Below are 26,215 nucleotides of genomic sequence, written 5' to 3'. Positions count from 1 at the left end.
CCACGGCAGCCCAGATTATTCAGGTACGAGCTAAACGCGTCAGGATACGATCGAGGCTATTGGCAAACTGCTGGCGGTCCTTATCCGAATAAGCCCCCTGCCCGCCGCCCACCTGGCCTTGCTCACGCAGGTCGGTGAACAGATTACGCACCGCCAGGCGCTCGCCCATGTTGCGCTCGTCAAACTCCTTGCCGCGCGGGTCGAGTGCAGCAACGCCTTTCTTGACCAGTCGATCGGCCAGGGGCACATCACTGCAGATCACCAGCTCGCCGGGCACGGCATGTTCCACCAGGTAATCATCCGCCGCATCCGGACCACTTGGCACCACGATCAGGCGCACACAGGCAAAGTTCGGTCGCGGCTGCGCTTGCCCGGCAACCAACACCAGCTCGAAACCGCGCTTCAAGGCAAACTTGACGACTTGGTCGCGCGCGGCGCGCGGGCAGGCATCTGCATCTATCCATACACGGGTCATGCCGGGCGTCCTGTTGGGTTAGCGGCGTGCACAATCGCAAGCCAGGTTTCGTTACTTAGTACCAAGCGCTGCACGCTGACGCTCAGCCAACCAGCTGCGACCGTAGAGCACAATGATCGCAATCAGTGCAAATGCTTGCGCACCGAGGCTATAGGCGTCTGGATGGATACCCAGCCAATCAAACTCGAAGAAACTGACTGGACGCGTACCCAACACACCGGCTTCCTGCAAGGCGGCAACACCGTGACCAGCAAATACCACAGAAAGCACGCACAGCAGTATCGCATTGAGGGTGAAGAAGGTCGCCAACGGCAGTTTGCGTGGGGCGCGCAGGATGATCCAGGCCACTCCCAACAGCAGCACCAGGGCAACACCGGCCCCGGCAAAGACCATGTTGTGGCCTTCCGGGCCGGCCTGCAGCCACAGGGTTTCGTAGAACAGAATCACTTCAAACAACTCGCGGTAAACCGAGAAAAACGCCAGCAAGGCAAAACCGAAACGACCACCGCCGCTAACCAGGCTACTGCTGATGTAGTTCTGCCACGCAGCGGCATGCCGACGATCATGCATCCACACTCCCAGCCACAGCACCATGACACTGGCGAACAGCGCCGTCGCACCTTCGAGCAACTCACGCTGCGCGCCACTGACATCAATCAAGTAGGCCGCCAAGGCCCAGGTACCGATACCCGCCAGGATCGCCAACCCCCAGCCTAGGTGAACGCTACGCACGGCTTTTTCCTGGCCGGTATTGCGCAAGAATGCCAGGATCGCGGCCAGCACCAAGATGGCCTCGAGGCCTTCACGCAGCAAGATGAGCAAGCTGGAGATAAAGGTCAACGAGGCCGACATGCCATGGTCGCTATCGAGCAATGCCGCGGACTTGTCCAGCTCAACCTTGGCTTGTTCGAGACGCTGTGCCGCCTGACCTACGGACAGGTTGTCCTGCAGCGCCTGACGATAGGCCATCAGCGAACGCTCGGTCGTCTTGCGCTGCACAGAATCAATATTGTCCAGGGCACTCTCGACCAGCTCGAAGCCTTCGAGGTAGGCGCCTACGGAAAGGTCATAGGCCTGTTCCTGATCACCATCGCGATAGGCTTTGAGGCTTTTTTCCAGGGTTTGCGCGGTATGGGCGATCAGCTGCGCCGCCCCGCGCTGCTCAATCGCAGGCGCAGCACGCTGTGCACGGAACAAGGCAGCAGCGTCCTTGCCCTGGGCTGATTCGATTTCAGCAGGGGTTTGCGCAGCCAGGCTGGCGATCCCAAACGAATCCCCCTTGAGCGATGTGTCTGCGGTAAAGCTGGCGATAAAGCTGGCCAGGTCCCAGCGCTGGCGATCATCGAGCTGATCTGCAAACCCCACCATGTCGGTACCCTCTACCCCCAAGCCAATGGTGTTGTAGATGTCATACAGACTCAGGTGATCAAGACGTGCCGCGTTACGCAGGTTTGCCGGTGGCGGCTCAAGACCAACCCCGGCCGGGCCATCGCCAGCACCTGTAGCGCCGTGACACACCGAACAGTTCTGTGCGTACAGAGGCTCGCCGCGTGCCGGATCGGGCGTAATCGATGGCGCCTGGCTCACCTCATAGGCGCTTGCCAACAAGGCTGCCAGTTGCCGCGCTTGCAGCGACACAACAGCGCCTTCGTCACGCTGTTCAACCTTTTTGCGCAAGCTGGCGACACCCGTCTCAAGTTGCTCGCGGCTGTCATTGGCGGGCAACGCCTGGATCAAGCCCTGAAGCACGCCAAGAAATTCCAGTTGCTCACGGTATTCCCCCGCGTCAACAACTTCGCCATTGGCAACTGTGGCTGGGTAGTCCGCCCCGAGATACCCCAGCATGTGCAGGGCTTGGGCAGCCCCGTCGACAGGCTCGGCCACGACCGACAGGCTGCAAAACGCCATCAATGGCAACAATAGCCAACTCAAAATACGACGTTGAACGTGCATATGGGACTCAATATCGAATACGAATGTATGTCGTTATATTGTCGACCTAGCCAGCACCTTCCTCAACAGGTGAATGCCTGTTGGTGGGTGACTATTTGTCGCAAACCATCGGCTGTGCTGCGTGCTGCGCGACCAGGACAACGGCTGCAGCGCGCCTGAGCTAGGCGCGGCAAGCCTGCATGGGCGTTATCGAGGGCAGGCCGAGACGTGCAACGCCACGTCTTGGGCGAGTGCTGAGTCAGCGGCTATAGAATGGGGTGCAGGATTTTCGCAAGGTCTCGGAAAATTCATCGTCCGCCAGTTCAATCAGATCCAGCTCGACATCATCCGGCAACATCTCGGCCACTGCTGCGGCCAAGCGCCGCTGCCTGGCAACTTCTGCACCGCTGATGGCCAACAACAAGCGTGGCGCCTGGGCATCGCCCGGCTGGCGCAATGCAGCGAAATAAGCCTCGGTGATCGCCAGTTCTGCACAGACCGGAACCAATGCTTTTTCCAACGGGGGCAAGCTTAATGCAACAACAATTGGACGCGGTTTTTCTGCAGAGCAATCGGGCTGAACCAATGTCGACGACATGCTGTTACTCAGTAAAAGAAGTAAAGACCAAAGCCTTCAGGAGCGATTAGGCCCCATCATTTACGCACGATCGTACCATATCAAACTGCTGCGCGACGAACCGTTGCCAACAAGCCAGCGGCCCCCACGAAAAGCACCGCGAAACTACGATTCATAAGCCGTTGTTGGCGAGGCGAACGCAGCATGCGCAGGACCCTGGAGGCCAACCCGGTGTAGCCCGCCATGACGATCAGGTCGACACAGATCATGGTCACGCCCATCACCAGGTATTGACCAAGTAGAGGCTGGTGCGGGTTCAGGAACTGTGGCAACACGGCAAGCATGAAGACTATGGCCTTGGGGTTGCTGAAATTAACCAGGAAACCACGCAAGACCAAGCTCAGTGGACGGCCAATCGGACGCTCGGAAGACTCGGCACTCAGATCGCTCGGCAATGCTCGCCACTGCCGATATGCAAGGTATACCAGGTACAGCACGCCAAACCACTTGATCAGGCTGAACGCCAGGGCGGAAGTCGCAAGAATGGCTCCAACCCCAGCTGCAACTATAGCGATCTGCAGGGCCAAGCCGATCTGCAAGCCCAGTGCATTCCAGTAACCACGCCAAAAACCGTATTGCAGGCCTGCCGACATCGAGGCGATGGCACCGGCACCCGGAGAAAGACTGATAATCCAGCACGCCACAAAAAAAGCCAGCCAGGTTTCCAGTGCCATTGCCATGTCTCCACACACAGATAAAAAGGGATGACCGATAGCCTATCCCTTTCCTTGGAAACCGCCCAGCCAGACGATGATCGTAAAGCCCTGTCAGTCACTCGATCAAGTCGGCGCAGCGGTAAATTATCAAGATGAACCCTTGTAAACCTCAGGCTCAGCTGGCGTCTTCAAGTTGCTTCTGCAACGACTCCAATGTTTCCAGGGCTTCCATCCAGCGCTCTTCAAGATCCGCCTCCTGGACCTTCAACCTTGCTTGCTCGGCCAGCAAATCGCGCAACTCGTCTTTTCGGGCTGCGTCATATATCGCCGCATCGCCGAGCTTGCCTTCAACCTGCGCAAGCTTGTCGTGCAACTGGCCTAGTTGCTTTTCCAATGAGTCCGCTTCGCGCTTGTGCGGTGCCAACTGCTGGCGCAGTGCAGCTGCGGCCTGGCGCTGGGCACGCTTGTCGGTTCGATCAGCCCCCGCGTCAGTGCGCGTGGTCGTCGCTGGCGCTTGGCGAGCACGGTAATCGACCAGCCAACGGCTGTAGTCTTCCAGGTCGCCGTCGAATACCCGCATGCCACCGTCGGCCACCAACAGGAACTCATCGGTGGTGCTTTTCAGCAAATGCCGGTCGTGCGAGACCACGACCACGGCGCCGGAAAACTCTTGCAAGGCCATGGTCAGCGCCAAGCGCATTTCCAGGTCGAGGTGGTTGGTGGGCTCATCGAGCAGGAGCAAGTTGGGCCTGCCCCACGCGATCAGCGCCAAGGCCAGGCGCGCCTTTTCACCGCCGGAAAAGTTCTTCACCGGCTCATCGCAACGCGGCCCCCTGAAATCGAAACCGCCGAGGAAGTCGCGCAGGCTTTGTTCACGCTCGGTAGGCGCCAGGCGCTGGAAATGCAAAAGCGGGCTGGCTTTATCGTCCAGCGCATCCAGTTGGTGCTGGGCGAAGTAGCCGACCACCAGGTTCTCGCCACGCTGCATATGCCCCGAGATCGGCTGCAAATTATTGGCGAGATTTTTTATCAGGGTCGACTTACCTGCACCGTTGGGTCCTAGCAGGCCAATGCGCGCACCGGGTGCAAGGTTGAGCTTGATCTTCTCCAGGATCACGGTTTGCCCGTAGCCGAGCACTGCATTATCGAGATCCAGCAGCGGGCTGGAAATCTTTTCAGCTTCACGGAAACTGAAGTCAAATGGTGAGTCGACATGCGCCGGAGCCAACTCCTCAAGCCGTTCAAGCGCCTTGATTCGGCTCTGCGCCTGGCGCGCCTTGGTGGCCTGCGCCTTGAAGCGCGCAATGTACTTTTCCATGTGCGCACGTTGCGCCTGCTGCTTCTCGAACGCTTGTTGCTGCTGGGCCAGGCGCTCGGCACGAGTGCGCTCGAACGCCGAATATCCACCGCGATACAGCGTCAGCTTTTGCTGATCGAGATGCACAAAGTGATCCACCACCGCATCGAGAAAGTCACGGTCGTGAGAAATCAGCAGCATGGTGCCCGGATAGCTTTTCAACCAGCCCTCGAGCCAGAGGATCGCATCGAGGTCAAGGTGGTTGGTTGGCTCATCGAGCAGCAACAAGGCGGAGGGGCACATCAGCGCCTGCGCCAGATTCAAGCGCATACGCCAGCCACCGGAAAAGTCGCCGACCTGACGGTCCATCTGCGCGTTGTCAAAGCCCAGCCCGGCAAGCAGTTTGCGCGCGCGGGCCTCGGCGGTATAACCATCGAGGCTATCGAGCGCAGTATGCAGGCGGGCAACTGCCGCGCCATCATGCTCGGCCTCAGCCTTGGCCAATTCGGCTTGCACCTGGCGCAGATGTACGTCACCGTCGAGGACATAATCGACCGCGATGCGCTCAAGGACATCAACCTCCTGGCGCATGTGGGCGATACGCCAGTCGGCCGGCAACAGGCAGTCACCGGCATCGGCGCTAAGCTCGCCACGCAACAGGGCAAACAGGCTGGATTTGCCGGCACCATTGGCACCGATCAGACCGGCTTTGTGACCGGCGTGCAGGGTCATCTCAGCGTCTTCTAGCAAACGTTGAGGGCCGCGTTGTAATGTAAGGTTCAAGAGTCGAATCATAATGGCGGCGGAGTCTATCAGAGTCCTTCGCGACAATCCCGGAAAGCACTATGTCCTCTGATCTGTGGCGATTCGCCGAAGGCTTTTATCAGCGCCCCGAAGTCGAACAGGCTTGCCTGACCTTGCAAGGACTGGGCAGCGATGTGTGCCTGTTGCTTTGCGCTGCCTGGCTGGGCAGGCGTGGAGTGGCCTACAACCCCGACCATGCGGAAAAAATGCGTTTGCTTGCGCGGCCCTGGCAACATGGCGTGGTCACCGCCTTGCGACAAGTGCGCATGGATTGGCGTGCTGCGGCGAACAACGACAGTGAGCTGGCGCTGTTACGGGAGCAGGTCAAGCGCCTGGAAGTCGAGGCGGAAAGAATACAATTGCAACGTTTAGCTGCATTGATGGCAGGTTGGCCCGATGGCGCCGAAGAAACCTTGACGGCCTGGCTGCAGGGCATGGCCCCCGTGCTCAATGAAACAGGCCGCGATGCGCTGGAGCAACTGCGCATCGCGGCCCTGTATCGCTAAGCGCTTAAGACTCGGTTGCAGGTTTTGCAGCCGGAGTAGCCACGCTGGCAGCAGGTTTTGTGGCAGCGGAAGCTGTCGATGTGGCACCAGTCGGTGTTGGCGCTGATGCACCGGTTGCAGTTGGCGTGGCAGGCTTGGCAGCGGGCTTGGCTGCAGGCTTGCGCGCCACCGGCTTACGGGCAGCCGGTTTTGCTGCAGCGGGCTTCGCGGCTGGGGCTTTGGCGGCCGGCGTTTTAGTCGCCGCAGGCTTGGCCGTTGCCGGTTTGCGCGCAGCAGGTTTAGCCGCCGGCTTGGCCGCGGATGCTTTAGGCGCTGGCTTTGCGGATGCAGCCGGCTTAGCTGCTGGTGTTGAACGTGCTGCTGGCTTGGCAGCAGGTTTGGCCGCCGGGGCTTTTGCAGGCGCCTTGGCTGCTGCAGTTTTGCTCGCTACTGGTTTCGCAGCCGGCTTGCGCGCAGCAGGTTTTGCGGCGGTGGTTTTAGTTGCCGGTTTGGCTGCGGCTGCACGCGCAGGCGCTGGCTTGGCCGCAGGTTTTGCTGCGGTCGCTTTAGCCGGGGCCTTGGCAGCGGCGGCTTTGGTCACTGCAGGCTTGCGGGCTGCAGGCCTGGCTGCTGTGGTTTTAGCCGCTGGCTTGGCCGCAGCACGAGATGCAGCGGGCTTGGCTGCCGGCTTGCGCGCAGCGGGTTTAGCCGCTGGCTTGGCTGGCGCGGCCTTGACCATGACAGGTTTTGCATCACGGCTGGCAATAGCTTTGCTGGCCGCCTCTTTGACCTTGGCAACACCTTGGGCCAACTTCAGGCTCTCCTGGGCATCACGCTTGAGCTTGACGATATAGCCGCGGGTTTCCGTCTGGCGCTCTTTCAACGCATCAAGCAGCTCTTCAAGCTCAGTCACGCTGGCTTTGGCTTTCTTCTGTGCCTTGCTCTTACCCGCACTGGCGGCATCTTCTAACTTGCCACGGGCTTTATGCAGCTTTTCCTGGGCACTGCCACGTTGCTTTTCGAGTTTGGCGAGCAGTTTTTCTGCGTCAACCAAGGCTTTGCTGCAAGCATCCTCCAGGAGCTCCATTAAGCTTCCGGAAAGTTGCTGGAGTAAGTGCAACGGGGTCGAAACCGATTTTTTGTTTGCGCTCTTTTTCGCCGACATGGCTCGCCTCCTGGCGGTTGTTGATGAGCCCATACTAGACGCCTGACTGCACAGTCGCTAGTGATCCGCTCATTTGTTGGAGTATTGACGAGAATATTTGCACCCCTGCCCAACTATTCAAGAAGCCGGAGCCGCCAATAACAGGATCTGAATTATTCAGACCTACAATTGAACAGAACGTGCCGCAACGCGACTCAAGTCATCACAACGCCACAATCCAGAAAGCCAAAAGCCCCTGCACAGTAAGCCCATGCAGGGCCTGTATTCAGTCAAGAAGAATGAGGAAAGCCAGGCTAGCCCGGCAAGAGTCAGGCACCCATAAAGCGCGCGCTTCAAAGGCCAAGGACAGCGCTTTGTCGATGCAGTTTGCACCGATAAAACGCTAAATGTTGATTGGCAACCGGCGCTTAAACAGCAGCAGTCGATTGCTCTTGATGGGCGTTATGCAGCACTTCGATCAAGCAGTCTTCGAGTTCGAAACGCTCATGAAGCAATCGACCCAGTTGATTCAGCTCTGCCACCAACGACGCATTATCCCGGCAATCGCCGTTGTCACAGCGGTCGTTAAACGACAGCGCAACCTCGGTGATAGAGTCAATACGCGGATAGATCTGCTTGGCCAGCTCAAGACCTCGTTCATCACCAAAGGCCTTGGCTTCATTGGTGAGCTGCTCATAGACTTCAAAATGGCCTGCCGATACGTAATCGACCAAAACCTCACAGAATTTTTGTACGGCAGGTTCATTGGTAGTCACGGCAGTAGTGGGTGCGCTGGCAGCAGAATATGCCAGAACCAACTCCTCGCGTTCCTTGAGCCAACGATCGATCAACTGGTGAACACCACCCCATCGTTCCTGAGCGTTCTGACAACTATCGAGCATGATGACCTCACTCCCCTTATCGGTTTCTCTGTTATACGCCCGATTAGAGACATTTTTCTAACAATCGGCTTATTCAATACACGACTGGGACCCTGGTAAACGGGTGCCAACTGTTGTTGTGGAGTCAGAGTATGCTTCCCGCCATTTGCCATCAAGGCACTGTGTCGAGAAAATTTCATACGGGCGTTTAATCTGTAGCTCAAGCAGCATAGGGCTTGAGGGCACACCAAGCCACAGCCGGCGCAACCAGGACAGAGAGAAGTGCGAGATCAACCAGGCCACCAGGGGCTGGCATCCTTGCCTGGCCCAGGTATATCCGGTTTAGACGCGGCGGAATAATTGCAGCAAGGCAAAAATGATCATGGCAATGAAGGCCAGCAGGCTCCACTCGGGAATGCTCATGCCAAACAATGTCCAGTTGACCTCGGCGCAGTCGGCAGAGCCATGCAAGACCACGCGGATAATCTCTTGAAACGGCAGTGGATCCATCATGTATTCAAGGCTCGGCAAACACGCCGGAAATTGGTCAGCCGGAATGTTTTGCAACCATATCTGACGCGCAGCCGTACCCGCACCGACCAGGGCACTGAACAACGCGAGGGCAGCATATATCCGCCGACCGATACGTCCTGGGCCATGAATGGCGGCAATCAAGCAAAACAGTCCAAACAAAATCACCGCGATCCGCTGCAAGATGCATAGCGGGCAAGGCTCCAGGCCAACAACATGCTCAAGATAGAGCGCACCGCCCATCAAGGCGACACAGCCAAGGAAGGCGAGCAAAAATAGACTGCGTGGGCTAGCCAATTGCATGGTGGCTCCGAAAAGGATGATGACAAGGGCGCATACGGTAGTAGAAAGCGCCCAGGCGTTTCAAGGTAAAAGCGCGTGATAACGCAACTGGCCGTCAGCCAATAGCCACCACAGGTCGCTTAGGGCCTCTGCCTCAAAAGCCCATGGATGCATGGACCTTTGAGGCTTGCCAGCTTAATTGCTGGCGGCTGCAGTCGCAGGCAAGGCGCTGAATCGTTGGTCGAGCAGGCCCAATCCTTCCTGGAACAATTGGTTGCTGCGTTCCGTATCGCCCAGTTGTGCGAGCAAACGTGCCAGCTCGGCACAGGTTTCCGGGTGCCGCTGGAAACGCAGGCTGGCTTCAAAATATTCCTTCGCCTTGCCCCACAGCTGGTTGTGCCTGCAGATGCGTCCCAAGGTGAGAAGCAAGTCGGCATCGGTTGGGTGATCCTTCAGCCAGCTCTCGGCCGTTTGCAGCTGACGCGCACCCTCCCTGCCACGCAACAAGCCGTACAAACGCACCAAGCGACTGTCATAGCTGCGCTTGAGCGCGGCACGCAACATAGCCTCTGCCTCGTCCTCATTACCCAGCTGACGCAACTGCTCGGCGTAGGTTGCAACCAGCATGGGCTCTTGTTGCTGGGCAGAAGACAGCTGCTTCCAGGCGTTGTTGAGATTTGCCTGTGCAGCTTCATGACCGCCTTCTCCAGGGGTCGCCGCCGCTGCCAGGCGACCGCGCCACGCTTTCAACTCAAGCTCAGCCAGCGCGTCACTGCTCAACATTTTTTCCTTGCGCACAGAGGACAGGATGCCAAGCAATGCCGACCAATCCTGATTGCGTACATAGAGCTGCTGCAACTGCTTAAGCACTTGCTGGTTGTTCGGGTGACGCTCATGCATCACCTGCAAGGTTTCCAGCGCGGCCTCAAATTCGCCACGGCCCTGTTGAAACTCGGCATGGCTCAACGCCACGGCAAGCTCCGCCTGCGGCTGACGTTCCAGTGCCCGCTCCAACAGCGCGTCACATTCTTCCTTTTGCCCCAGCTCATGAGCCGCACGGGCAGCACCAAGGTAATACATCAAGGGCAATGGTTCGGCCTCGGCAGCTTTACGCAAATGGCGTAGCGCAGCAGACCAACGCCCTTCAACCAGGTCAACAAAGCCTTGCTCTGAAGCCAGGCGCACACGTCGATTGCGGTGCAGGCGCGACCAGGGGTTCACCAGCCGGCCAGAGGTCACCAATAGACGCAGCAGCAGGCGCAACAGGTAGACAATCAGCCAGAGCGCAACAATCAGCGCCAGGAATATCCATAAGCTGGATTCGTAACGAAAGCTCTTGTAGGCCAGCAATACGTAACCCTTGTGCTCGGCAATCGAGTAGCCCAGCAGAGCCAGTCCACCAGCAACCAGCAGGATAAATATCAGCAGGGAAGCGCGCTTCATTGAGTCGCCTCCTCCGCCGCCGGCTTGTCTGCAACCGGTGCATTTTTCAGGCGTTCACGAGCCGACTGCTTTTTCTCGATATAGGCCTGCATGGCATTGATCGAATTAGTCAGGTCTGGCGCCTTGACCTCGATGCTCTGGTCAATCAACTCGCCCACCCGTGCGCGCAGGGCACGGCTGCTTGGGTTGTCTTTGTTGAAGTTGCCATCAAGCACATCGGCTGCCTGCGTCAGCGCCTGCTTGTACACGGCCGTCTGGCCGTGCAACGCCGCCCACTGCGCTTGTTCCAGCGCCAGACTCAAGGCCAGGCGAACCTGGGTAAGGCTCTGGCCAGCCAGCAATGGACGAATATTCTGGTCGGCATGGAAATCCAGGCGAACGTACTGCCCAGCGGTCTCCAAAAGACTGGCCCACCAGCCTTCCCCATAGTTTTCCTCGGCCAATTGGCCCAGGGCACCACCGTCATCCTTGAATGATGGATTCAGTGCATTGAGCTGCATGCCCTGGTCGCGCAGCGCGCCCAGTTGCAAGAACAAACCGGTGCGGTCAGGATTCGGCGTGGTCAGCAGCGCCTCAAGACTTTGCGCCAGTTGCTCACGCACCGCGTAGGCAGCCGGGTCATCCTGGTCACGGACAATTTCATCCGCGGTGCGGACCAAGGCCGTGGCACTGTTGATATCCTGCAGCGCCGAGAGGCGCAGGCTGGCCAGGCGCAACAAGTGCTCGGCCTCGGCCAGGCGCCATTCCTGGCGGCTGGCACCAAGTACAGTCTCAAGCCGTTTGTTGAGCAGTTGCTGGTCGCCCTGGAGTTGCAAGACCAGGCGCCGACGCTCATCCAGCTCATCGGGTGGCGGTAGCGACTGCAAACGATCGTCCAGGCTTTTCGCCTGTCGTGAAAGCACTGCGGCCTGAGCCTGGGTTTGCTCAAGTTGCGCCACCTGCTGCTGCTCACCTGCCTGCAACATGCGCAACTGCCAGACACCCCAGCCGCCAATGGCAACGCCTGCAGCGCCGAGAAAAAGGGCGATTATCGCCAGTCCGCTACCGTTCGAAGACTTGTCTGGCGCTGGTGTTTTAGTGACTGGCTTTGGTGCATCCTGCACAGGCTGCTCTTTCGGGGAAGTCGCTTCGCTCACGTATCCATCCTTTGTCTCAGAGGGCGGGGCAGACTCAGCCTGCAACGCCGCCAACAACGCCGCAGCATTTGCACCGCGACAGTTCACTACAGATTCAGCGCCCGCTGCACGTGCTTGTTCAGCTACTCGCAGACTCGGCACAAATAAGGTTAGCTTGCTTAATGCGGGCCATTGATCACCCGCCATTTGTAGCAAGTGTTTAAACCCCTGGCCACTACTGACCACCACAGCGTTGAGCTGATTGGAGCGCACAGTGGTGTGCAGGGTTCCCGCAGGATATTGCGGTAGCTCTCGGCGGTACAAGCCCAGATAATCCACCACTACGCCCTGACTGCGCAAACTATCGGCGAGGAACTCACGCCCCTCTTCGCCGCGAATAATCAGCACCCGAGGGGCTGCATCGGCATCCAGAGCCTGCTTGAGCCGGGGCAGGCCAAGCAATGCCTCGCTGTCATCGCCCGCGCCGGGCCAGTGCGCATCCGCAGCATACCCGGCCAGGATTTCCCCCGTCGCCGCGCCCACGCTGAACCAGGGCTGGGTTGGCGAAACCTCTATCTGGTAGCGTTCAAGCCGCGGCTGCACGATGCGGGCTGCAGGCTTGCTGACAACAATGACCGCGCAGTAGCGTTCAAGCTGGCTGAGGGTTTCGCGCTGCTCGGCGGTTTCATCCAGCTCGACGATATTGAGCAGCGGCAGACTGTCGCTATGAATACCCTGCTCGGCCAATGCCGCAGCCAGCGCCACGCATTCATCCTGCGGGCGAGTCAGCAGCAGCCGCCATTGGCTCACGCGTGGCCTGCCTCGCCGTATACAGCCTTGAGTATGGCTTCTGCCCCTTGGCCAAGCAGATCTTCAGCGACGGCGACACCAAGCGCCTCGGCATCGGCCAAGGGCGCCCGGCTCTCTGCACTCAGGAGCAGGCCGCCATCGGGCTGACCCACCAGGCCACGAAGCCAGAGCTGCTCACCCTCGATAATCGCGTAGCACGCGATTGGCACCTGGCACCCGCCATTGAGGCGTTTGTTCAAGGCCCACTCAGCCGTCACGCGCAGCGACGTTTCACGGTGATTCAAGGGCTCCAGCAACGCCTGGATCTCGGCATCGGCTGTGCGGCACTCAATACCGACCGCGCCCTGCCCGCCTGCTGGCAGGCTGTCCTCGACACTGATCGAGTCGCGAATTCGCTCACCGAAACCGAGACGGATCAAGCCCGCCGCGGCCAGGATGATTGCGTCGTACTCGCCAGCATCGAGTTTGGCCAGGCGCGTATTGACGTTGCCACGCAGGAAGTTGATGGTCAGATCAGGGCGACGCGCCAGCAATTGCGCCTGACGACGCAGGCTGGAGGTGCCAACAATGCTGCCGGCAGGCAATGCCGCGAGGCTGTCGAAAGTATTGGAGACGAAGGCATCGCGTGGGTCTTCACGCTCACAAATGCAATACAGGCCGAGCCCTTCAGGGAAATCCATCGGCACATCTTTCATCGAGTGCACCGCAATATCGGCCTGGTTTTCCAGCAATGCGGTTTCAAGTTCCTTGACGAACAGGCCTTTGCCACCGATTTTAGCCAGCGGCGCATCCAGCAGCTTGTCGCCACGACTGACCATAGGCACCAGGCTGACAACCAGGCCTGGGTGGGCTTGTTCCAGGCGAGCTTTAACGTGCTCAGCCTGCCACAGGGCCAGGGCACTTTTACGGGTGGCGATGCGAATTTCACGGGACATGGGCAATTCCAGAATACGAACTGCCCCAGATGATAACAGGCTACGGCGTTGCGAGCCTCCCGGCACTGATGCAGCAATACTTATGACTTGGCCGCACTAAAGACTGTTCATCAGTTTGCGCACACCCGCGACATGCCGCCGGCTAACGACCAAGGCATCGCCATCGAGCCCTTTGAGAAACAATTGAAAGTGGCCCAATGGCGTGCGCTGCAAACGCTCAATGCGATCACGCGCAACCAATGCATTGCGGTGAATGCGCACAAATCGATCACCGAACTCGTCTTCAAGTGCCTTGAGCGGCTCATCGAGCAGCACCTCGCCGTGCTCATGGCGCAGGGTCACGTATTTGTGATCGGCAATGAAATAAACCACCTGGTCCAGGGGAATCAGTTCAATGCCCTTGCGTGTGCGCGCGCTGATATGGGAGCGAGGCCCGCCTCCGCTTTCAACTGCCGGGCGGGTAAGCGCGGCCAATTGCACGCGGTTGGGCCGCTCGGCCTTTTTCAGGGCTTCAACCAGATGTTCACTGCGCACGGGCTTGACCAAATAGCCCACGGCGCTTACCTGAAATGCCTCCACGGCAAACTCATCGTGGGCGGTGCAGAAAATGACCGCAGGCGGCGCTTCACGCTCGCACAACTTGGCCGCGACCTGTAATCCATCCAGACCAGGCATGCGGATATCCAGCAGCACGACATCAGGCTTAAGGCTGTCTATCAGGCTCAGTGCCTCTTCGCCATTGCTCGCAGCTGGCTCAAGGACACGATAACCATCGAGCTCGCCGACCATTCGGCTTAGGCGCTCTCGAGCTAGGGGTTCGTCATCGACGATAAGAACATTCATATTGCTCTGGCTTCCTGCGTGAGTCTCGCACAAGGATAGCGTAGACGGGTGTAATGGCGGCCGTCACGGCGCTCCACGCTGAGACTGGCGTTAGACCCAAAAAGTGCCGCAAGACGTGCATCGATATTCTCCAGGGCGAGATGAGTCCCGCGTGACGGAGGCATGTCTTGCTCAACATAGGGATTGCTCACAGTCAGTTGAAACACTCCTTCGAGGTAATGTGCCTCGACGCGAACCAAGCCGCCCTGCACCAAGGGCTGGATACCGTAAATCAGGGCGTTCTCCAAAAGTGGCTGCAGGGTCAAATGAGGAATCGGTAGATCCTCAGGTACATCTGAAACCTCCCACTGCAACTGTAGACGCTCGCCGAGGCGATAGTGTTCAATCGATAAATATCGTTGCGCCAGCGCCAGCTCATCACTCCAGGTCACCAGGCTGCCGGGCTTGGCCAGGCTGGCGCGAAACAAGTCAGATAAATCCAGCACCGCCTGCTCGGCCTTGTTCGGGTCAATAGCCACCAAACTGGCAATACTGTTCAAGCTGTTGAACAGGAAGTGTGGCCGGATACGCGCTTGCAATGACTCGATCCGCGCCCGCAGCTCCGCTTGCTCTTGCCTGCGCCATTGGCTCTGCAGATAAAAATAGCGTAGCAGCAGTGCCGACATAATCATGCTGATTAATGCATGTCGCAGGTAAAGATTGACCTCTCCGGCACGAGGCAACTGCCCGCCAAGGTCATAAAAATCGGCGACCAGGGTACAAATCATAGTCAAAGCAACCACGATGGCGCAGCAAAACAACCCGGCCACCTCGGCACGCCAGCGCGCCATCAGCGGGCGCAAGCGACATAGCAGCGCCGCCGAAAGCAACACTATCCACTGCACGAACAAGGATGTAAGCGCCAAACGCACCCAATTGAAACCTGGCAACATCGGCTCGGCCAGCACCAGCACCAGCACCAGCAGTTCTGCGAGCAAGACCATGCTCAGCAGGGCTTCCGGCTGACAAAGCTCGGGCACGAAGAAGTCATCAACCGGCGCCCGTTTTTCTTGTGTTTTAAATGGTTTATTTCGCATCGACGCAGTTTCCGTGTGCCGCATGGACTCGGCAAGTGGGCAAGCCCCATACGGTTGAAATAGTGCCGTGAACAGCCGGGCAGCCTCATGAAATGTGACCGGTGCGACATTGTCGGCCTGGACCGGAAAGCACATTGCGCAGCCCCTGGACGACGCGCACCCGGCGATTTTGCCGGTGAGCCCTGTTATTATCGCTCAAAGTATCCGTCACGCCGGTTGCGACCCGCTGCCCCAAGCTGACTTCAGGCGCCCTCACAGCCTGTTGATAACTTTGAGCATGCGTGGCTGCAACCTGGCCGAACTAGCGCACCAGCCGAGCGAACTCATGAGCACTGAACAGACCAACCAATCCTGGGGCGGCCGCTTCAGCGAGCCAGTCGACGCCTTCGTCGCCCGTTTCACCGCCTCTGTCGAATTCGACAAGCGTCTTTACCGTCACGACATCATGGGCTCGATTGCCCACGCGACCATGCTCGCCAAAGTCGGTGTGCTCAGTGAAGCAGAGCGCGACAGCATTATCGAGGGACTGGGCAAGGTTAAGCACGAAATCGAAGCCGGTCAGTTCGACTGGAGCATCGAGCGCGAAGACGTGCACATGAACATCGAGGCCCGCCTGACAGACCTGATCGGCATCACCGGTAAAAAACTGCACACCGGGCGCAGCCGTAATGACCAGGCCGCAACCGACATTCGCCTGTGGCTGCGTGACGAGATCGACATCATCCTCGGTGAAATCACACGCCTGCAGCAGGGCTTGCTTGAGCAGGCACAACGCGAAGCCGAAACCATCATGCCGGGCTTCACCCACCTGCAAACGGCTCAGCCAGTCACCTTTGGCCATCACTTGCTGGCCTGGTTCGAAATGCTGTCTCGTGACTATGAGCGCCTGGTGGATTGCCGCAAGCGCACCAACCGCATGCCGCTGGGCTCGGCCGCGCTGGCCGGGACAACCTACCCGATTCAACGCGAAATAACCGCCGAACTGCTGGGTTTTGACAGCGTTGGCGGCAACTCGCTAGATGGCGTTTCCGACCGCGACTTCGCCATCGAATTCTGCGCGGCGGCAAGCATTGCGATGATGCACCTGTCGCGCTTCTCCGAAGAACTGGTGCTGTGGACAAGCGCCCAGTTCCAATTTATCGAGCTGCCTGATCGCTTCTGCACCGGCAGTTCGATCATGCCGCAAAAGAAAAACCCGGACGTACCGGAGCTGGTGCGCGGCAAGACCGGTCGTGTGTTTGGCGCACTGACCGGCCTGCTGACCCTGATGAAAGGCCAGCCCCTGGCCTACAACAAGGACAACCAGGAAGACAAGGAGCCCCTGTTCGACGCTGCCGACACGCTGCGTGACAGCCTGCGCGCATTTGCCGACATGATCCCGGCGATCAAGCCCAAGCATGCAATCATGCGTGAAGCCGCCTTGCGCGGTTTCTCCACCGCGACCGACCTGGCGGATTACCTGGTGCGCAAAGGCTTGCCATTCCGTGACTGCCACGAGATTGTCGGCCATGCGGTTAAATTCGGTGTGGATAACGGCCAGGACCTCGCCGAAATGACACTGGATGAATTGCGCGTATTCAGCGACCAAATCGATGCCGACGTATTTGACGTGCTGACCCTCGAAGGCTCGGTCAATGCCCGTGACCACATTGGTGGCACCGCACCGGCACAAGTCCGCGCTGCGGTTAAACGCGGCGAGGCATTGCTGGCCAGCCGTTAAGCACCTTGGCTAACCAGGCGACAAGATCATACTTGTCGCCTGTATTTGCTTGTTACTCAGGCATTCGCCTGGGCCCGCGCCTTAATCATCGCCATGAACTCTGGCATGTTGGCTTCTTTATCCGCCGCAATTTTCTGCACAGACTCCAGCCTGTTCAGCTGAGCAAGCAATTTGCCCGCCTGCGGAAAATCGGCCAGTAAATCAATATCAAACAACTTCTGGGCGACGGCGCAAGCCAGGTCAAGGCTGTACAGGAAGTACACATCCGCGAGCGTCAGGCTGTCCCCGGCGACATAAGGCGTGAATTTGCCGTGTCGCTTCAATGCTGCGACCCCGGCCAGCAGCTCCAGCTTGCACTTTTCCTGCAACGCCGGCGCGATCTGCATGCCGAAAAAAGCCTGTGGATAACCCAAACGGGCCGGCAACTCGATATACAACTCAATCTCGCGCATCAGGGCTCGGACCTGAGCCCGTGCAAAAGGCTCGCTCGGCAGCAAGGATTTGCCGCTGCCCGTCTCTTCGATGTATTCGAGGATAACGCTGGTTTCACTCATGTAGCCCTGGTCAGTCCCCAATGCGGGGACTTTGCCACGCGGGCTAATGTTGAGACTCTGCTCACTCTGGTCAGGATGGAAGGGCACTTCCTCGAACGCCATGCCTTTTTCCAGCAAGGCGAACTTGACCATGTTGTAGTAGTTGCTTACGGCGAATCCGTACAGTTTCAACATTTCGGCAGGATCCAATAGGTTTCCAAAGCCAGGGTTATAGACCTGCACCGCGCCAGATGGCTAGTCTTATCAGAACAGTGAATGGCGAAAGCCCCAACAGACTGGCACACTGCAAACTCTAGCTGCCCATGAGACCGGTATGAGCGACATTGAAGATAACGAAGACCAGGCTTTCGCCGAAGAACGCTTGATCGAAGCCGTCGAGAACCAGATCGCGGCGGGCGAGCCCGCAGCGGCCCTGGCGACCCTGAACAAGCTGACACTGGTGGGCTACGAGCGAGAAGAGATCCTGCAGTTGATGGCTCAAGTGCTGGCGTATGAAGTCAACAGCATGCTTGAAACTGACCAGCCGTTTAACCTGCAGCGCTACGAACTGGGTTTACGCGCATTGCCAGAACTCCCCGAGTAATACCGGTGCGCAGTGGTTGCAGCCACCACAATCGGCAAGGGCTGTTACCCGCCTTGATCACAGTGGAGGTCGTAATCGAGTGAACCATAGGCTCAGCCGCGCAATATTATGTCTACTATTGAGCCTTGGCCCGAGCCTGGTGCAGGCGGAAACCTTTCGCATAGGTGCCGAGGACGACTGGTTTCCCTACACAGCATTTCGCAATGGCAAGATTCAGGGCATGTCGGTAGACATCGTTCGCGCAGCGTTTGCCGCCAGTAAGGCCGATATCGAATTGGTGCCCTACCCTTACTCGCGCTGTATGGATGCCGCACAACGCGGCGAGATAATGGCCTTTTTCAATACCTTCCCAAAAAAGCAGATCGCCAGCCAATACCTGCTGCCGAAGTATCCGTTGTTCAACGACGACATCCTGCTGTGGGCGAACAGCAAAACAGCCAAGCCCATGACCAGCCTGACTGCGTTGGCCAAACAATCGGTGGCGGTCACCATAGGTTATGAGTACGGTCCCGAATTCGATTCAATGACCAGCTTCAAGCGCGTTCCGGTGAGGCGCGACCTTAATGGATTCCTGATGCTCCAGCGAGGGCGAGTTGACTACGCCGCTGCCTATCGCGGAACAGCCGAAGCATTGTTTGCCGAGAGGGCTGAACTCAAAGGCGCATTCACCCCCGTTGCCACGCTGACCCATGCACGGGTGTTCCTGAGCTTTACCCGAAAAGACCCGCGCGCAGCGGACTTGATCAGCCACTTTGATCAGGGCATGCAAATCATCCACACAAACGGCACCTATCAGCGGATACTCGACCACTGGCGTCATCAGAGCGCAGCAGACTGAGTAATGCTTGGCTACACTGGATTCAACACGCAAGCCGCCACAGATAGGGGTTTATCAGCATTACCCCAAGTCCAAACGATTTTCAGCAGTTCCCTAAAACAATAGCTGGAGTACTTATGGCCTTTACCCCCGAACTTATTGCCGAACTCGAAATTCTCTCGATGTACAACCTGGGTAACACCAAAGAAGGGCTCAAAGTACACCACACGGCATCGCCCGCCGCGATAGCAGCCGCTCGGCGTCTCCATGCGAAAGGCCTGATCTCGCTTGATGACGGTGGCTACCTGACCAGCCTCGGACTCGACGCGGTCGAGCACACCCAGGTGCTGCTGGGAATTCGCTCCGAACCACAGCCTGCCTGAATACAACTCAAGCGAGCGGACGCTCATTGGCGCCGCTTGCGCATGCACCCGCGAAAGTCCAGCACGACCGGTTTTCGGCTTGGCCTGTGAACCAACAGCCAGTGTGTCCACAGCCATAAACCTTTGATAAATGCAGCTGTTTCATGGCGTATTTGAGGCCGACAACACAAGATTTTTCCTGCCTGGTTAAAAGATCCAAACGCCGCGCAATCACATTATGTGCCATCGAAAGTATGGGGTAGACTGCAGGCCAGCATCGGGACATGGCTAATAATGTCACACCACCGCACGCCGCTCGGCAGCACCTTTCTGATCTCGATTCGAGAGTCGTTTATCGCACTCTTGCCCTTTATTCTGGCTGCGTCATTTATTTCTTTAATCCTTGCGCTGTTTGAAGTCGCATCCGTTAAAGACCCCCTGCTAATCCAAATCACCCATTGGCTTGGGCTGTTCAGCTTTCAACTTTCACAGCTGTTTCCATTGCTTGCACTGATTTCATTGTCATTCCACTTTGCCAAGCACTTACACCTCTCGGCGATGGTCGTCTGTGCACTTGCACTTAGCAGCTTGCTTGCCCTGCATATCCCCACGTTCAACAATGGTTCGAATACAAGCTACATAACGACCCTACTCGGCGATCCCCGAGCGGTAATACTGCCTATTCTGGCGGCCTACCTATTGCGCCCACTGACGGCGATAAATGCCTGGAAACTGGTGACCGGCAAACTCCTGAGCAGCTACCTGAAACAGCACCTCAATAGCCTTATACCGACACTGGCCTGCTTTGTTCTGCTACTGGTCGCTGGCGCACTGATGACGCTAGTGGCGAATTGGACCCTGGCTCCGTTGATCGAAACCTTCAGCAATGAAGACCTCAGCGCACAACTCTTTGTACGCACCTTGTTGACCCACCTGTTCTGGGCCATTGGCGTCCATGGTGACAACGCCTATTTATTGTTGACCGGCATGGAAAATGGCGCCCAGCTTCTCGCTCCCCAACTGACAACCGGCCAGTTTATAAACCTGTTTGTGATATTCGGCGGCAGTGGCGCCACCTTGTCGCTGCTCATTGCAATTTTCATAGGCACCTCAGACCCAACATCACGGCGTCTTGCAAAAATCGCAGCGCCCTTTGCCCTGTTCAACATTAATGAAATACTGATTTATGGCCTGCCCATCGTATTCAACCCACGCCTGCTGGTGCCATTCATTGCCGCACCCCTGGTGAATTTTTTAATTGCCTATGCGGCGATAGCAACCGGTTACTTCAGCTTCAATGGCCACCCATTTCCCTGGATTACACCCCCTTTGCTCAATGCTTATATTGCCAGCGGCAATATAAGCACGGCCTTGCTCCAAGTGGGTTTGATCCTGGTCAGCACCTGCATCTACCTGCCCTTCGTTAAACGCCTTACGCTGATGCCAGAGCGCCATGACGTCGACAAGGAACTGGTCAAGCGCATTCAACTCAATGACGATATCGGCCGCGTTATCGAGCGCCAGTATTTGCAAAAGCAATCTGAGTCCCTGCGTGCCGAGATCGACCTGGAAAAAACCATCAAGGATGTACTGTCCGGCGACCTGCAACTGCATTACCAACCCAAGCTGTCGCTTGAAACCAATCAAGTCGTCGGTTTTGAAGCCCTGCTGCGTATTATCGATGACGCCGGAACAATCAAGGGTCCTTACTTTGTGGAGGCCTTTCAGCGCGCGGGCTATTCGCACATTATCGACCGATTTGTCATCGATACCGTGGCCGAAGACATCGCCAGCTGGGAGCAGGAAGGCTTCAACCCGAAAATCAGTATCAACCTTGACCCCAACAACATCACTGATCCGCAATTGCTCGGCACGCTGATTGATCGCCTCGGCAGTTACGGCCCCCGTATCGAGATTGAAATTCTCGAGTCCGCATTCATGCTCGAACTGGATCGAATTGAAAGCAGCATGGCCAGGCTCAAGGCCCTGGGCTTCAGCTTTTTACTGGATGACTTTGGCACAGGGTTTTCCAGCCTGAGCCTATTGAGCCGGATCAAGGTTGACGGTATTAAGCTGGACCGGAGCATTCTGGAAAATGCCAATGAACTCAAGGGCCGGATTCTCTACCGGCAAACCTGTTACCTGTGCCGCAGCCTGGGCTTTAATTTGATTGCTGAAGGGGTTGAAACAGCTGAGCAGGCCGACTTTGTCAAAGCCAGTGGCGTGCAGTATGTCCAGGGCTGGCTGTACGCCAAGGCACTGCCCGCTGCCCAGGCAAAAGCTTTTTCCCTGAGCCGTAAACCAAGTTCCTGACGTCTTCGCTTCAGAAAAAACCAGCACTGCCGATACAGGCTTAAATACTGTTTGCGCGCTTTTGCCAGTGACCTCATAGCAGATTGACAGCATGCCCGGTAATCAAGAAATTCGTCCCGACCTTGACGACGGCATCGACCGCAAGGCGCTCACACAACTGCGCAAACGTTTTTTGCGGGTCAACCAGGGACGCCTGTTGCGCGCCAACCAAGCGCTGTCAACGCGCCAGCAATTTGTGCTGAAACTGCTGCCGCTGCTGCTCCATGTCAATCACCCCATGCTCCCCGGTTACGTGTCCGGCAGCACTCCGTCCGGCCTTTGCGGATACGAACCTGATGACGAGGTACTCGCACAGGCGCAACGCCTGACCCGTGCCTTTACCTACAAAGCACCGCGCGGCAAGCAGCAGTCACCGCTGCTCGGGCTGTTCCTGATGGGCAGCCTGGGCACTTTGGCTCAGGCAGATCAGAGTGATATGGACTTGTGGCTGTGTCATGCCCCTGGGCTTAACGAGCAAGCGCTGGAGGAATTGCGCAAGAAGTGCTCACTGCTTGAAGCCTGGGCTGCAACCCAAGGCAGTGAAGTGCATTTCTTCTTGATCGATCCCGAGCGGTTTCGCCTCGGTGAGCGCGGCTCACAACTCACCTCAGATGACTGCGGCACGACACAGCATTACTTGTTGCTCGACGAGTTTTATCGCACCGCCATCTGGCTCGGCGGGCGCACGCCCATGTGGTGGCTGGTGCCTGCATTCGAGGAATCGCGTTACCAAAGCTATGCCCAGACCCTGCTTGAGAAGCGCTTCGTTCGCCACGATGAAACACTTGATCTAGGCAGCCTTGCACATATTCCTCCTGGCGAATTCATTGGTGCGGGGTTGTGGCAGTTGTACAAAGGCATCAGGTCGCCCTACAAGTCTGTGCTCAAGCTGCTGCTTACCGAGATTTATGCCAGCGAACATCCAAGGGTTGAGTGCCTGTCGCTGCGCTTCAAGCATGCGGTATTCGCCAATAAGCTGGAGCTTGATGAACTCGACCCATACATAGTCGTCTATCGGCGGATTGAAGAATATTTGCTGGAGCGCAACGAACACCAACGTCTTGAGTTGATTCGCCGTTGCCTGTACCTGAAAGCCAACAAAAAACTCAGCCGACCGCCGCGCAATGGCGTCAAAAGCTGGCAACGCGTGCTGCTCGAGCGCCTGAGCAGCGAATGGCAATGGGATAGGCGCAAGCTGGCACTGCTCGACAGCCGCAGCCAGTGGAAAGTACGCCAGGTCAAGACCGAGCGGCACATGCTGGTCAATGAGCTGACCTACAGCTACCGCTTCCTGGTGCAATTAAGCCGCAACCTGCGCGGCTCCAGCACAGTCAGCCACCAGGACCTGGCCATTCTCGGCAGACGCCTGTATGCCGCATTCGAGCGCAAGGCTGCCAAGGTCGAGCTTATCAATCCCGGCATAGCCCCTGACCTCGGTGAAGACACCATTACCCTGGTTAATTCGCCCAGCCCCGAAGCGCCCAGTGAGCAACAGTGGGCTCTATTCAGTGGCAGCCTGGGCGCACAAGACTGGCCGAACTTCGCCCCCATCAAGCGCACCCGTGACTTGATTGAATTACTGGCCTGGAGTCATTTCAACGGGATCATAGACAGCGGTACCCGGATATCCTTGCATCCAGGCAGCAGCGACCTGACGGAGTTCGAACTATCCAACCTCCTGCTCAGCCTGCGCCAGTCGCTGACCCTGCCGCTGCCACCGGTTGGCGAGGCGGCATTGCGCATAAAAAGCCAGCCAAGCATGGTGTTGCTGCTGATTAATGTTGGTCTCGACCCACTCAAGCAGCACAGCCAGATGAATGTACACATGACCACCGAGCGGATCGACGCCCTCGGATATTCAGGCGTACGGGAAAACCTGGTGCAGAGCATTGATCAAGTCAGTCTCAATAGCTGGAACGAGTTGAGCGTCCATCGCTACAGCGGCCAGAGTGCCTTGATCGATTGCCTGCAGGCCTATCTCAATCGCTTGCCCAAGGACGCGCCACCACCCAAGTTGCAGATACGCTGCTACTGCCGCAACAGGGCGATGACCATCGCCGAACGCGTCGAGGAGTTATTCAACCAGGTCCAGAGCATCCACAGGACCGCGCTGCGCCAGCGCTACATCATACAAACCCGGCAGCGCTTCCATGTGCTTGAACTGGGCGCCACTCCGGTCAGCTACACCAGCCTGGACGACATCAACCAATTGATCGAACACCTGGGTAGCCCACACAACCAGGCCGGCGCACTGCATGTTGACCGCAGCGCGTTGCAAGATGACGACCTTGGCCTGATCTTGCCGACGGCCAAGCCAGATTGCATTCAGGTGTTCTACCGTATTGTCGGCAACGGTGGGGAAGCTGAGCTCAGCGTCCTCGATGAACGCAATGCACTATGGCGCCAGCGCCTGCCGTTTACCGATGAACACTGCCTGTTAACGCCCATCCAGCGTTTTTTGCAATCATTGCTGTATCGCCGCAACGCACTGCAAAGCATGGCCGAGCAGTTGCAGACACCGCCCGAAGTGCTCTATTACCAAGTGCTGCCCGATGCGCCGGGCAATGCCAAGTCCTTGCTCCCGTGCGAGGCGCCGCAGTCACCGATCAACCATCCGTTCTATGATGTTCAGGCGATTATCAACCCGGCGGGCGCCAAGGGTGTGCGCGTGACACTGTACTGCAACCATCAGGAGTTTTCGCAGCTGCAATATGCCGGGGACCTGTACGCGGCAGTGGCGCAACACATTCTGGCTCATCGCCGCGGCGGCGAACGCTACCTCTGCTACATCACCGATGTGGACTTGTCCGCCATTGTTACCGAAGAAAAAATCCAGACCTTGCACTATCTGCGCTACAAAACCACGCTGGAAGCGGCCTTGAACATGGCCCTGCACAACGCCTGAAGGCAAGTGCATATGCAACCAAAGAGGCTCCACGCGGGAGCCTCTTTCAGTACCAGGGCGAGCGCAGCGAGTCAAAAACTGCGAAAAAGAGACCGGGGTCGCGATCGACTTTACGTGCTGTAAATGAGCAGTTGATTCGCTTTGCTCACCCCTTCGGGGCCGCACTGAAGTGCGTTCAGCCTAAAGGCTGTGAACAGTTTTCTAACGCAGTAATATCGAGCGCAGTAGTTTTCAGAGGGTTCCTAGCGCGTATATTCGCCAGCGGCTTCGGGCTGATATTCAACCGCCAACAAGGTCAGTTTGAGAACCTTGCCATTGGGGCTGGTCCAGTCGATATGCTGGCCAACGCTCAGGCCCAGCAAAGCGCTACCGACTGGCGCAAGAATCGAAACCTTGCCTTCACCACCAGCATCTTGCGGATAGACCAGGGTGAGGTGGTAATCCTTGCCACTGCTCTCTTCGCGACAATGCACGCGCGAGTTCATGGTAACGAGGCCCGCAGGCACTTCGTCGTGACCGATAACATCTGCACGATCGAGTTCAGCCTGCAACGCGACAGCACCTGGGCCAAAGTCGTCGAGGCCATCGAGCAAACGTTCGAGACGCTGCATGTCGAGGCGGGTAATGGTGATTGCCGGTGCGCTGCTCATGGTGAACGCTGTTCTCCTTGAAGGACGAATCTTGAGCCGAAGCCTAAAAAAGCAAAAACCCCGCCAGAAAGACGGGGTTTTTAACAAGTGATGAAGCTGAACGTACCACAGCCAATTAAATAAACAAGACCACCAAGGGACTATGTGAAAACCTGGTAGCCTCGCGGTACAGCGTCAAACCAGACGATATTCTGATTTAGACCCACTATATTGGCCTGCCTGCTTGCCCCTCTTCACCCATGGCCGCCCAGCCATCAGCCATTGGCCTGCAACAGCCGTTGGCTGGCGCGCTGGCAGATGGCCAAGCGCTGCTGGGCATCGGATTCATTCCACGCACGAATTTCATCCAGGGTTCGGCCACAACCCAAACAGGTATCGTCATCATCCAGGCAGCAACGGCGCTGGCAGGGCGACTCGATGCGCACAGGCGCGGCAGCCTGCGCTTCAGAGCTCATCGAACTCAAGGTCAGCGCCCGATTGTTCCTGGGTAATACGCACCAGCATCTCGCCGAGCAGCTCATCGCTGGTATCGCAAATCCAACGCTCACTGGGCTGGTCATAATCGAAGTGGAAACCGCCCGACTTGGCCGCAACCCACAACTGGCGGATAGGTTCCTGGCGGCTCAGGATCAGTTGACTGCCATTCTCGAAGCGCACGGTCAGCACTCCTGCCGAGTTTTCCAGATCAACATCCAGGTCGCTGTCATCAAAAATATCTTCTATCGCTTGCTGCGTAGCATCTACCAGGTCGTGAAAGCGGGCTTCGGTCAAACTCATTGCAAAATACCTCAGGAAATTCGGAGCGTGCAGAACATTTAGGTGAAGACCGAGGTGAAAAATTCGACGTCTATTAAAGATGCGTCCTGCATGTCGAGGCGGCTTCGCTGATTCTGGCGCTGCCATCATTAAGACGGTCAAGTGTAAGG

24 protein-coding genes and 1 pseudogene are annotated in these 26,215 nt (G+C 57.5%); 7 read left to right on the top strand and 18 right to left on the bottom strand.

The features are described from left to right. Positions 1-19: 19 nt before the first annotated feature. The 5 genes from PSES9_RS0118025 to PSES9_RS0118005 form a co-directional block, all read right to left on the bottom strand. Positions 20-475, bottom strand: a complete 456-nt coding sequence (locus PSES9_RS0118025; RefSeq protein WP_010489333.1) for a YaiI/YqxD family protein — start codon at positions 473-475, stop codon at positions 20-22. 51 nt (positions 476-526) lie between these two features. Further along, a complete protein-coding gene (locus PSES9_RS0118020; protein ID WP_010489331.1) occupies positions 527-2,428 on the bottom strand; it encodes a cytochrome c/FTR1 family iron permease in 1,902 nt (633 codons plus the stop codon). 238 nt (positions 2,429-2,666) lie between these two features. Next, positions 2,667-3,005 carry an enhanced serine sensitivity protein SseB C-terminal domain-containing protein gene (locus tag PSES9_RS0118015; RefSeq protein WP_010489329.1) on the bottom strand — a complete coding sequence of 113 codons (339 nt, stop codon included), beginning with the start codon at positions 3,003-3,005 and terminating at the stop codon, positions 2,667-2,669. An 80-nt stretch (positions 3,006-3,085) separates the two neighbouring features. After that, positions 3,086-3,718, bottom strand: coding sequence for a homoserine/homoserine lactone efflux protein (gene rhtB / locus PSES9_RS0118010; protein WP_010489327.1), 633 nt, complete (start codon positions 3,716-3,718; stop codon positions 3,086-3,088). 157 nt (positions 3,719-3,875) lie between these two features. After that, complete coding sequence (locus tag PSES9_RS0118005; RefSeq protein WP_010489324.1) at positions 3,876-5,792, bottom strand: ATP-binding cassette domain-containing protein; 1,917 nt, start codon at positions 5,790-5,792, stop codon at positions 3,876-3,878. A 50-nt stretch (positions 5,793-5,842) separates the two neighbouring features. On the opposite strand from PSES9_RS0118005, the gene PSES9_RS0118000 reads away from it, so the two are divergent. Then, positions 5,843-6,307 carry a TIGR02444 family protein gene (locus PSES9_RS0118000; protein WP_010489322.1) on the top strand — a complete coding sequence of 155 codons (465 nt, stop codon included), beginning with the start codon at positions 5,843-5,845 and terminating at the stop codon, positions 6,305-6,307. Positions 6,308-6,311: 4 nt separating this feature from the next. Here PSES9_RS0118000 and PSES9_RS24365 read toward each other — a convergent pair whose 3' ends face one another. The 9 genes and pseudogenes from PSES9_RS24365 to PSES9_RS0117960 form a co-directional block, all read right to left on the bottom strand. Continuing rightward, on the bottom strand, positions 6,312-7,451 hold the full coding sequence (locus PSES9_RS24365; protein ID WP_010489320.1) for an AlgP family protein: 1,140 nt from the start codon (positions 7,449-7,451) through the stop codon (positions 6,312-6,314). Positions 7,452-7,858: 407 nt separating this feature from the next. Beyond that, positions 7,859-8,332 carry an Rsd/AlgQ family anti-sigma factor gene (locus PSES9_RS0117990; protein ID WP_010489318.1) on the bottom strand — a complete coding sequence of 158 codons (474 nt, stop codon included), beginning with the start codon at positions 8,330-8,332 and terminating at the stop codon, positions 7,859-7,861. Positions 8,333-8,653: 321 nt separating this feature from the next. Then, positions 8,654-9,145: a disulfide bond formation protein B gene (locus PSES9_RS0117985; RefSeq protein ID WP_010489316.1), complete on the bottom strand. Its 492-nt coding sequence runs from the start codon at positions 9,143-9,145 to the stop codon at positions 8,654-8,656. Positions 9,146-9,319: 174 nt separating this feature from the next. Beyond that, on the bottom strand, positions 9,320-10,567 hold the full coding sequence (locus tag PSES9_RS0117980; protein ID WP_010489314.1) for a heme biosynthesis HemY N-terminal domain-containing protein: 1,248 nt from the start codon (positions 10,565-10,567) through the stop codon (positions 9,320-9,322). After that, on the bottom strand, positions 10,564-11,703 hold the full coding sequence (locus PSES9_RS25410; RefSeq protein ID WP_029529637.1) for a uroporphyrinogen-III C-methyltransferase: 1,140 nt from the start codon (positions 11,701-11,703) through the stop codon (positions 10,564-10,566). The genes PSES9_RS0117980 and PSES9_RS25410 overlap by 4 nt, the downstream gene beginning before the upstream one ends. Positions 11,704-11,766: 63 nt before the next feature. Beyond that, positions 11,767-12,447 (bottom strand): annotated as a pseudogene (locus tag PSES9_RS25405) (uroporphyrinogen-III synthase); the annotation flags it as partial. Positions 12,448-12,488: 41 nt separating this feature from the next. Further along, a complete protein-coding gene (hemC, locus tag PSES9_RS0117970) occupies positions 12,489-13,427 on the bottom strand; it encodes a hydroxymethylbilane synthase (protein ID WP_010489311.1) in 939 nt (312 codons plus the stop codon). 96 nt (positions 13,428-13,523) lie between these two features. Further along, positions 13,524-14,270 (bottom strand): LytR/AlgR family response regulator transcription factor, encoded by a 747-nt coding sequence (locus PSES9_RS0117965; RefSeq protein WP_010489309.1) that lies wholly within the window; start codon positions 14,268-14,270, stop codon positions 13,524-13,526. Beyond that, positions 14,267-15,370 (bottom strand): histidine kinase, encoded by a 1,104-nt coding sequence (locus PSES9_RS0117960; protein ID WP_036988327.1) that lies wholly within the window; start codon positions 15,368-15,370, stop codon positions 14,267-14,269. The genes PSES9_RS0117965 and PSES9_RS0117960 overlap by 4 nt, the downstream gene beginning before the upstream one ends. A 301-nt stretch (positions 15,371-15,671) precedes the next feature. Between PSES9_RS0117960 and argH the strand changes: the two genes are divergently transcribed. After that, complete coding sequence (gene argH / locus PSES9_RS0117955; RefSeq protein ID WP_010489304.1) at positions 15,672-17,066, top strand: argininosuccinate lyase; 1,395 nt, start codon at positions 15,672-15,674, stop codon at positions 17,064-17,066. Between the two features lie 56 nt (positions 17,067-17,122). Here the strand turns inward: argH and PSES9_RS0117950 are convergent, their stop codons facing one another. Then, positions 17,123-17,794: a glutathione S-transferase family protein gene (locus tag PSES9_RS0117950; RefSeq protein WP_010489302.1), complete on the bottom strand. Its 672-nt coding sequence runs from the start codon at positions 17,792-17,794 to the stop codon at positions 17,123-17,125. A gap of 139 nt (positions 17,795-17,933) precedes the next feature. Here PSES9_RS0117950 and PSES9_RS0117945 point away from each other — a divergent pair, with 139 nt between their 5' ends. The 5 genes from PSES9_RS0117945 to PSES9_RS0117925 all read left to right on the top strand — a co-directional run bounded on the left by PSES9_RS0117945 (position 17,934) and on the right by PSES9_RS0117925 (position 24,639). Further along, positions 17,934-18,203: a hypothetical protein gene (locus PSES9_RS0117945; protein WP_010489300.1), complete on the top strand. Its 270-nt coding sequence runs from the start codon at positions 17,934-17,936 to the stop codon at positions 18,201-18,203. 118 nt (positions 18,204-18,321) lie between these two features. Beyond that, entirely contained in the window at positions 18,322-19,041 is a 720-nt protein-coding gene (locus tag PSES9_RS0117940; protein WP_010489298.1) for a substrate-binding periplasmic protein, read from the top strand. 116 nt (positions 19,042-19,157) lie between these two features. Beyond that, the gene (locus PSES9_RS0117935; protein WP_010489296.1) at positions 19,158-19,403 is read left to right on the top strand and encodes a TIGR02647 family protein; all 246 of its coding nucleotides are present in this window, start codon (positions 19,158-19,160) and stop codon (positions 19,401-19,403) included. Between the two features lie 273 nt (positions 19,404-19,676). Then, a complete protein-coding gene (locus PSES9_RS0117930; protein ID WP_010489294.1) occupies positions 19,677-21,695 on the top strand; it encodes an EAL domain-containing protein in 2,019 nt (672 codons plus the stop codon). A gap of 91 nt (positions 21,696-21,786) precedes the next feature. Beyond that, positions 21,787-24,639: a class I adenylate cyclase gene (locus PSES9_RS0117925; RefSeq protein WP_010489292.1), complete on the top strand. Its 2,853-nt coding sequence runs from the start codon at positions 21,787-21,789 to the stop codon at positions 24,637-24,639. A 242-nt stretch (positions 24,640-24,881) separates the two neighbouring features. Here PSES9_RS0117925 and rnk read toward each other — a convergent pair whose 3' ends face one another. The 3 genes from rnk to cyaY form a co-directional block, all read right to left on the bottom strand. Continuing rightward, complete coding sequence (rnk, locus tag PSES9_RS0117920) at positions 24,882-25,289, bottom strand: nucleoside diphosphate kinase regulator (protein ID WP_010489291.1); 408 nt, start codon at positions 25,287-25,289, stop codon at positions 24,882-24,884. Positions 25,290-25,543: 254 nt separating this feature from the next. Then, on the bottom strand, positions 25,544-25,744 hold the full coding sequence (locus PSES9_RS0117915; protein WP_010489289.1) for a DUF1289 domain-containing protein: 201 nt from the start codon (positions 25,742-25,744) through the stop codon (positions 25,544-25,546). Next, on the bottom strand, positions 25,734-26,066 hold the full coding sequence (gene cyaY / locus PSES9_RS0117910; protein WP_010489287.1) for an iron donor protein CyaY: 333 nt from the start codon (positions 26,064-26,066) through the stop codon (positions 25,734-25,736). The genes PSES9_RS0117915 and cyaY overlap by 11 nt, the downstream gene beginning before the upstream one ends. Positions 26,067-26,215 lie beyond the last annotated feature (149 nt).

Origin of the sequence: Pseudomonas sp. S9, assembly GCF_000222125.1 — a bacterium.
Classification (GTDB): Bacteria; Pseudomonadota; Gammaproteobacteria; order Pseudomonadales; family Pseudomonadaceae; genus Aquipseudomonas; species Aquipseudomonas segetis.
Note: the sequence above shows the minus strand (reverse complement) of the source record. Positions and strands in the feature narration are given on the sequence as shown.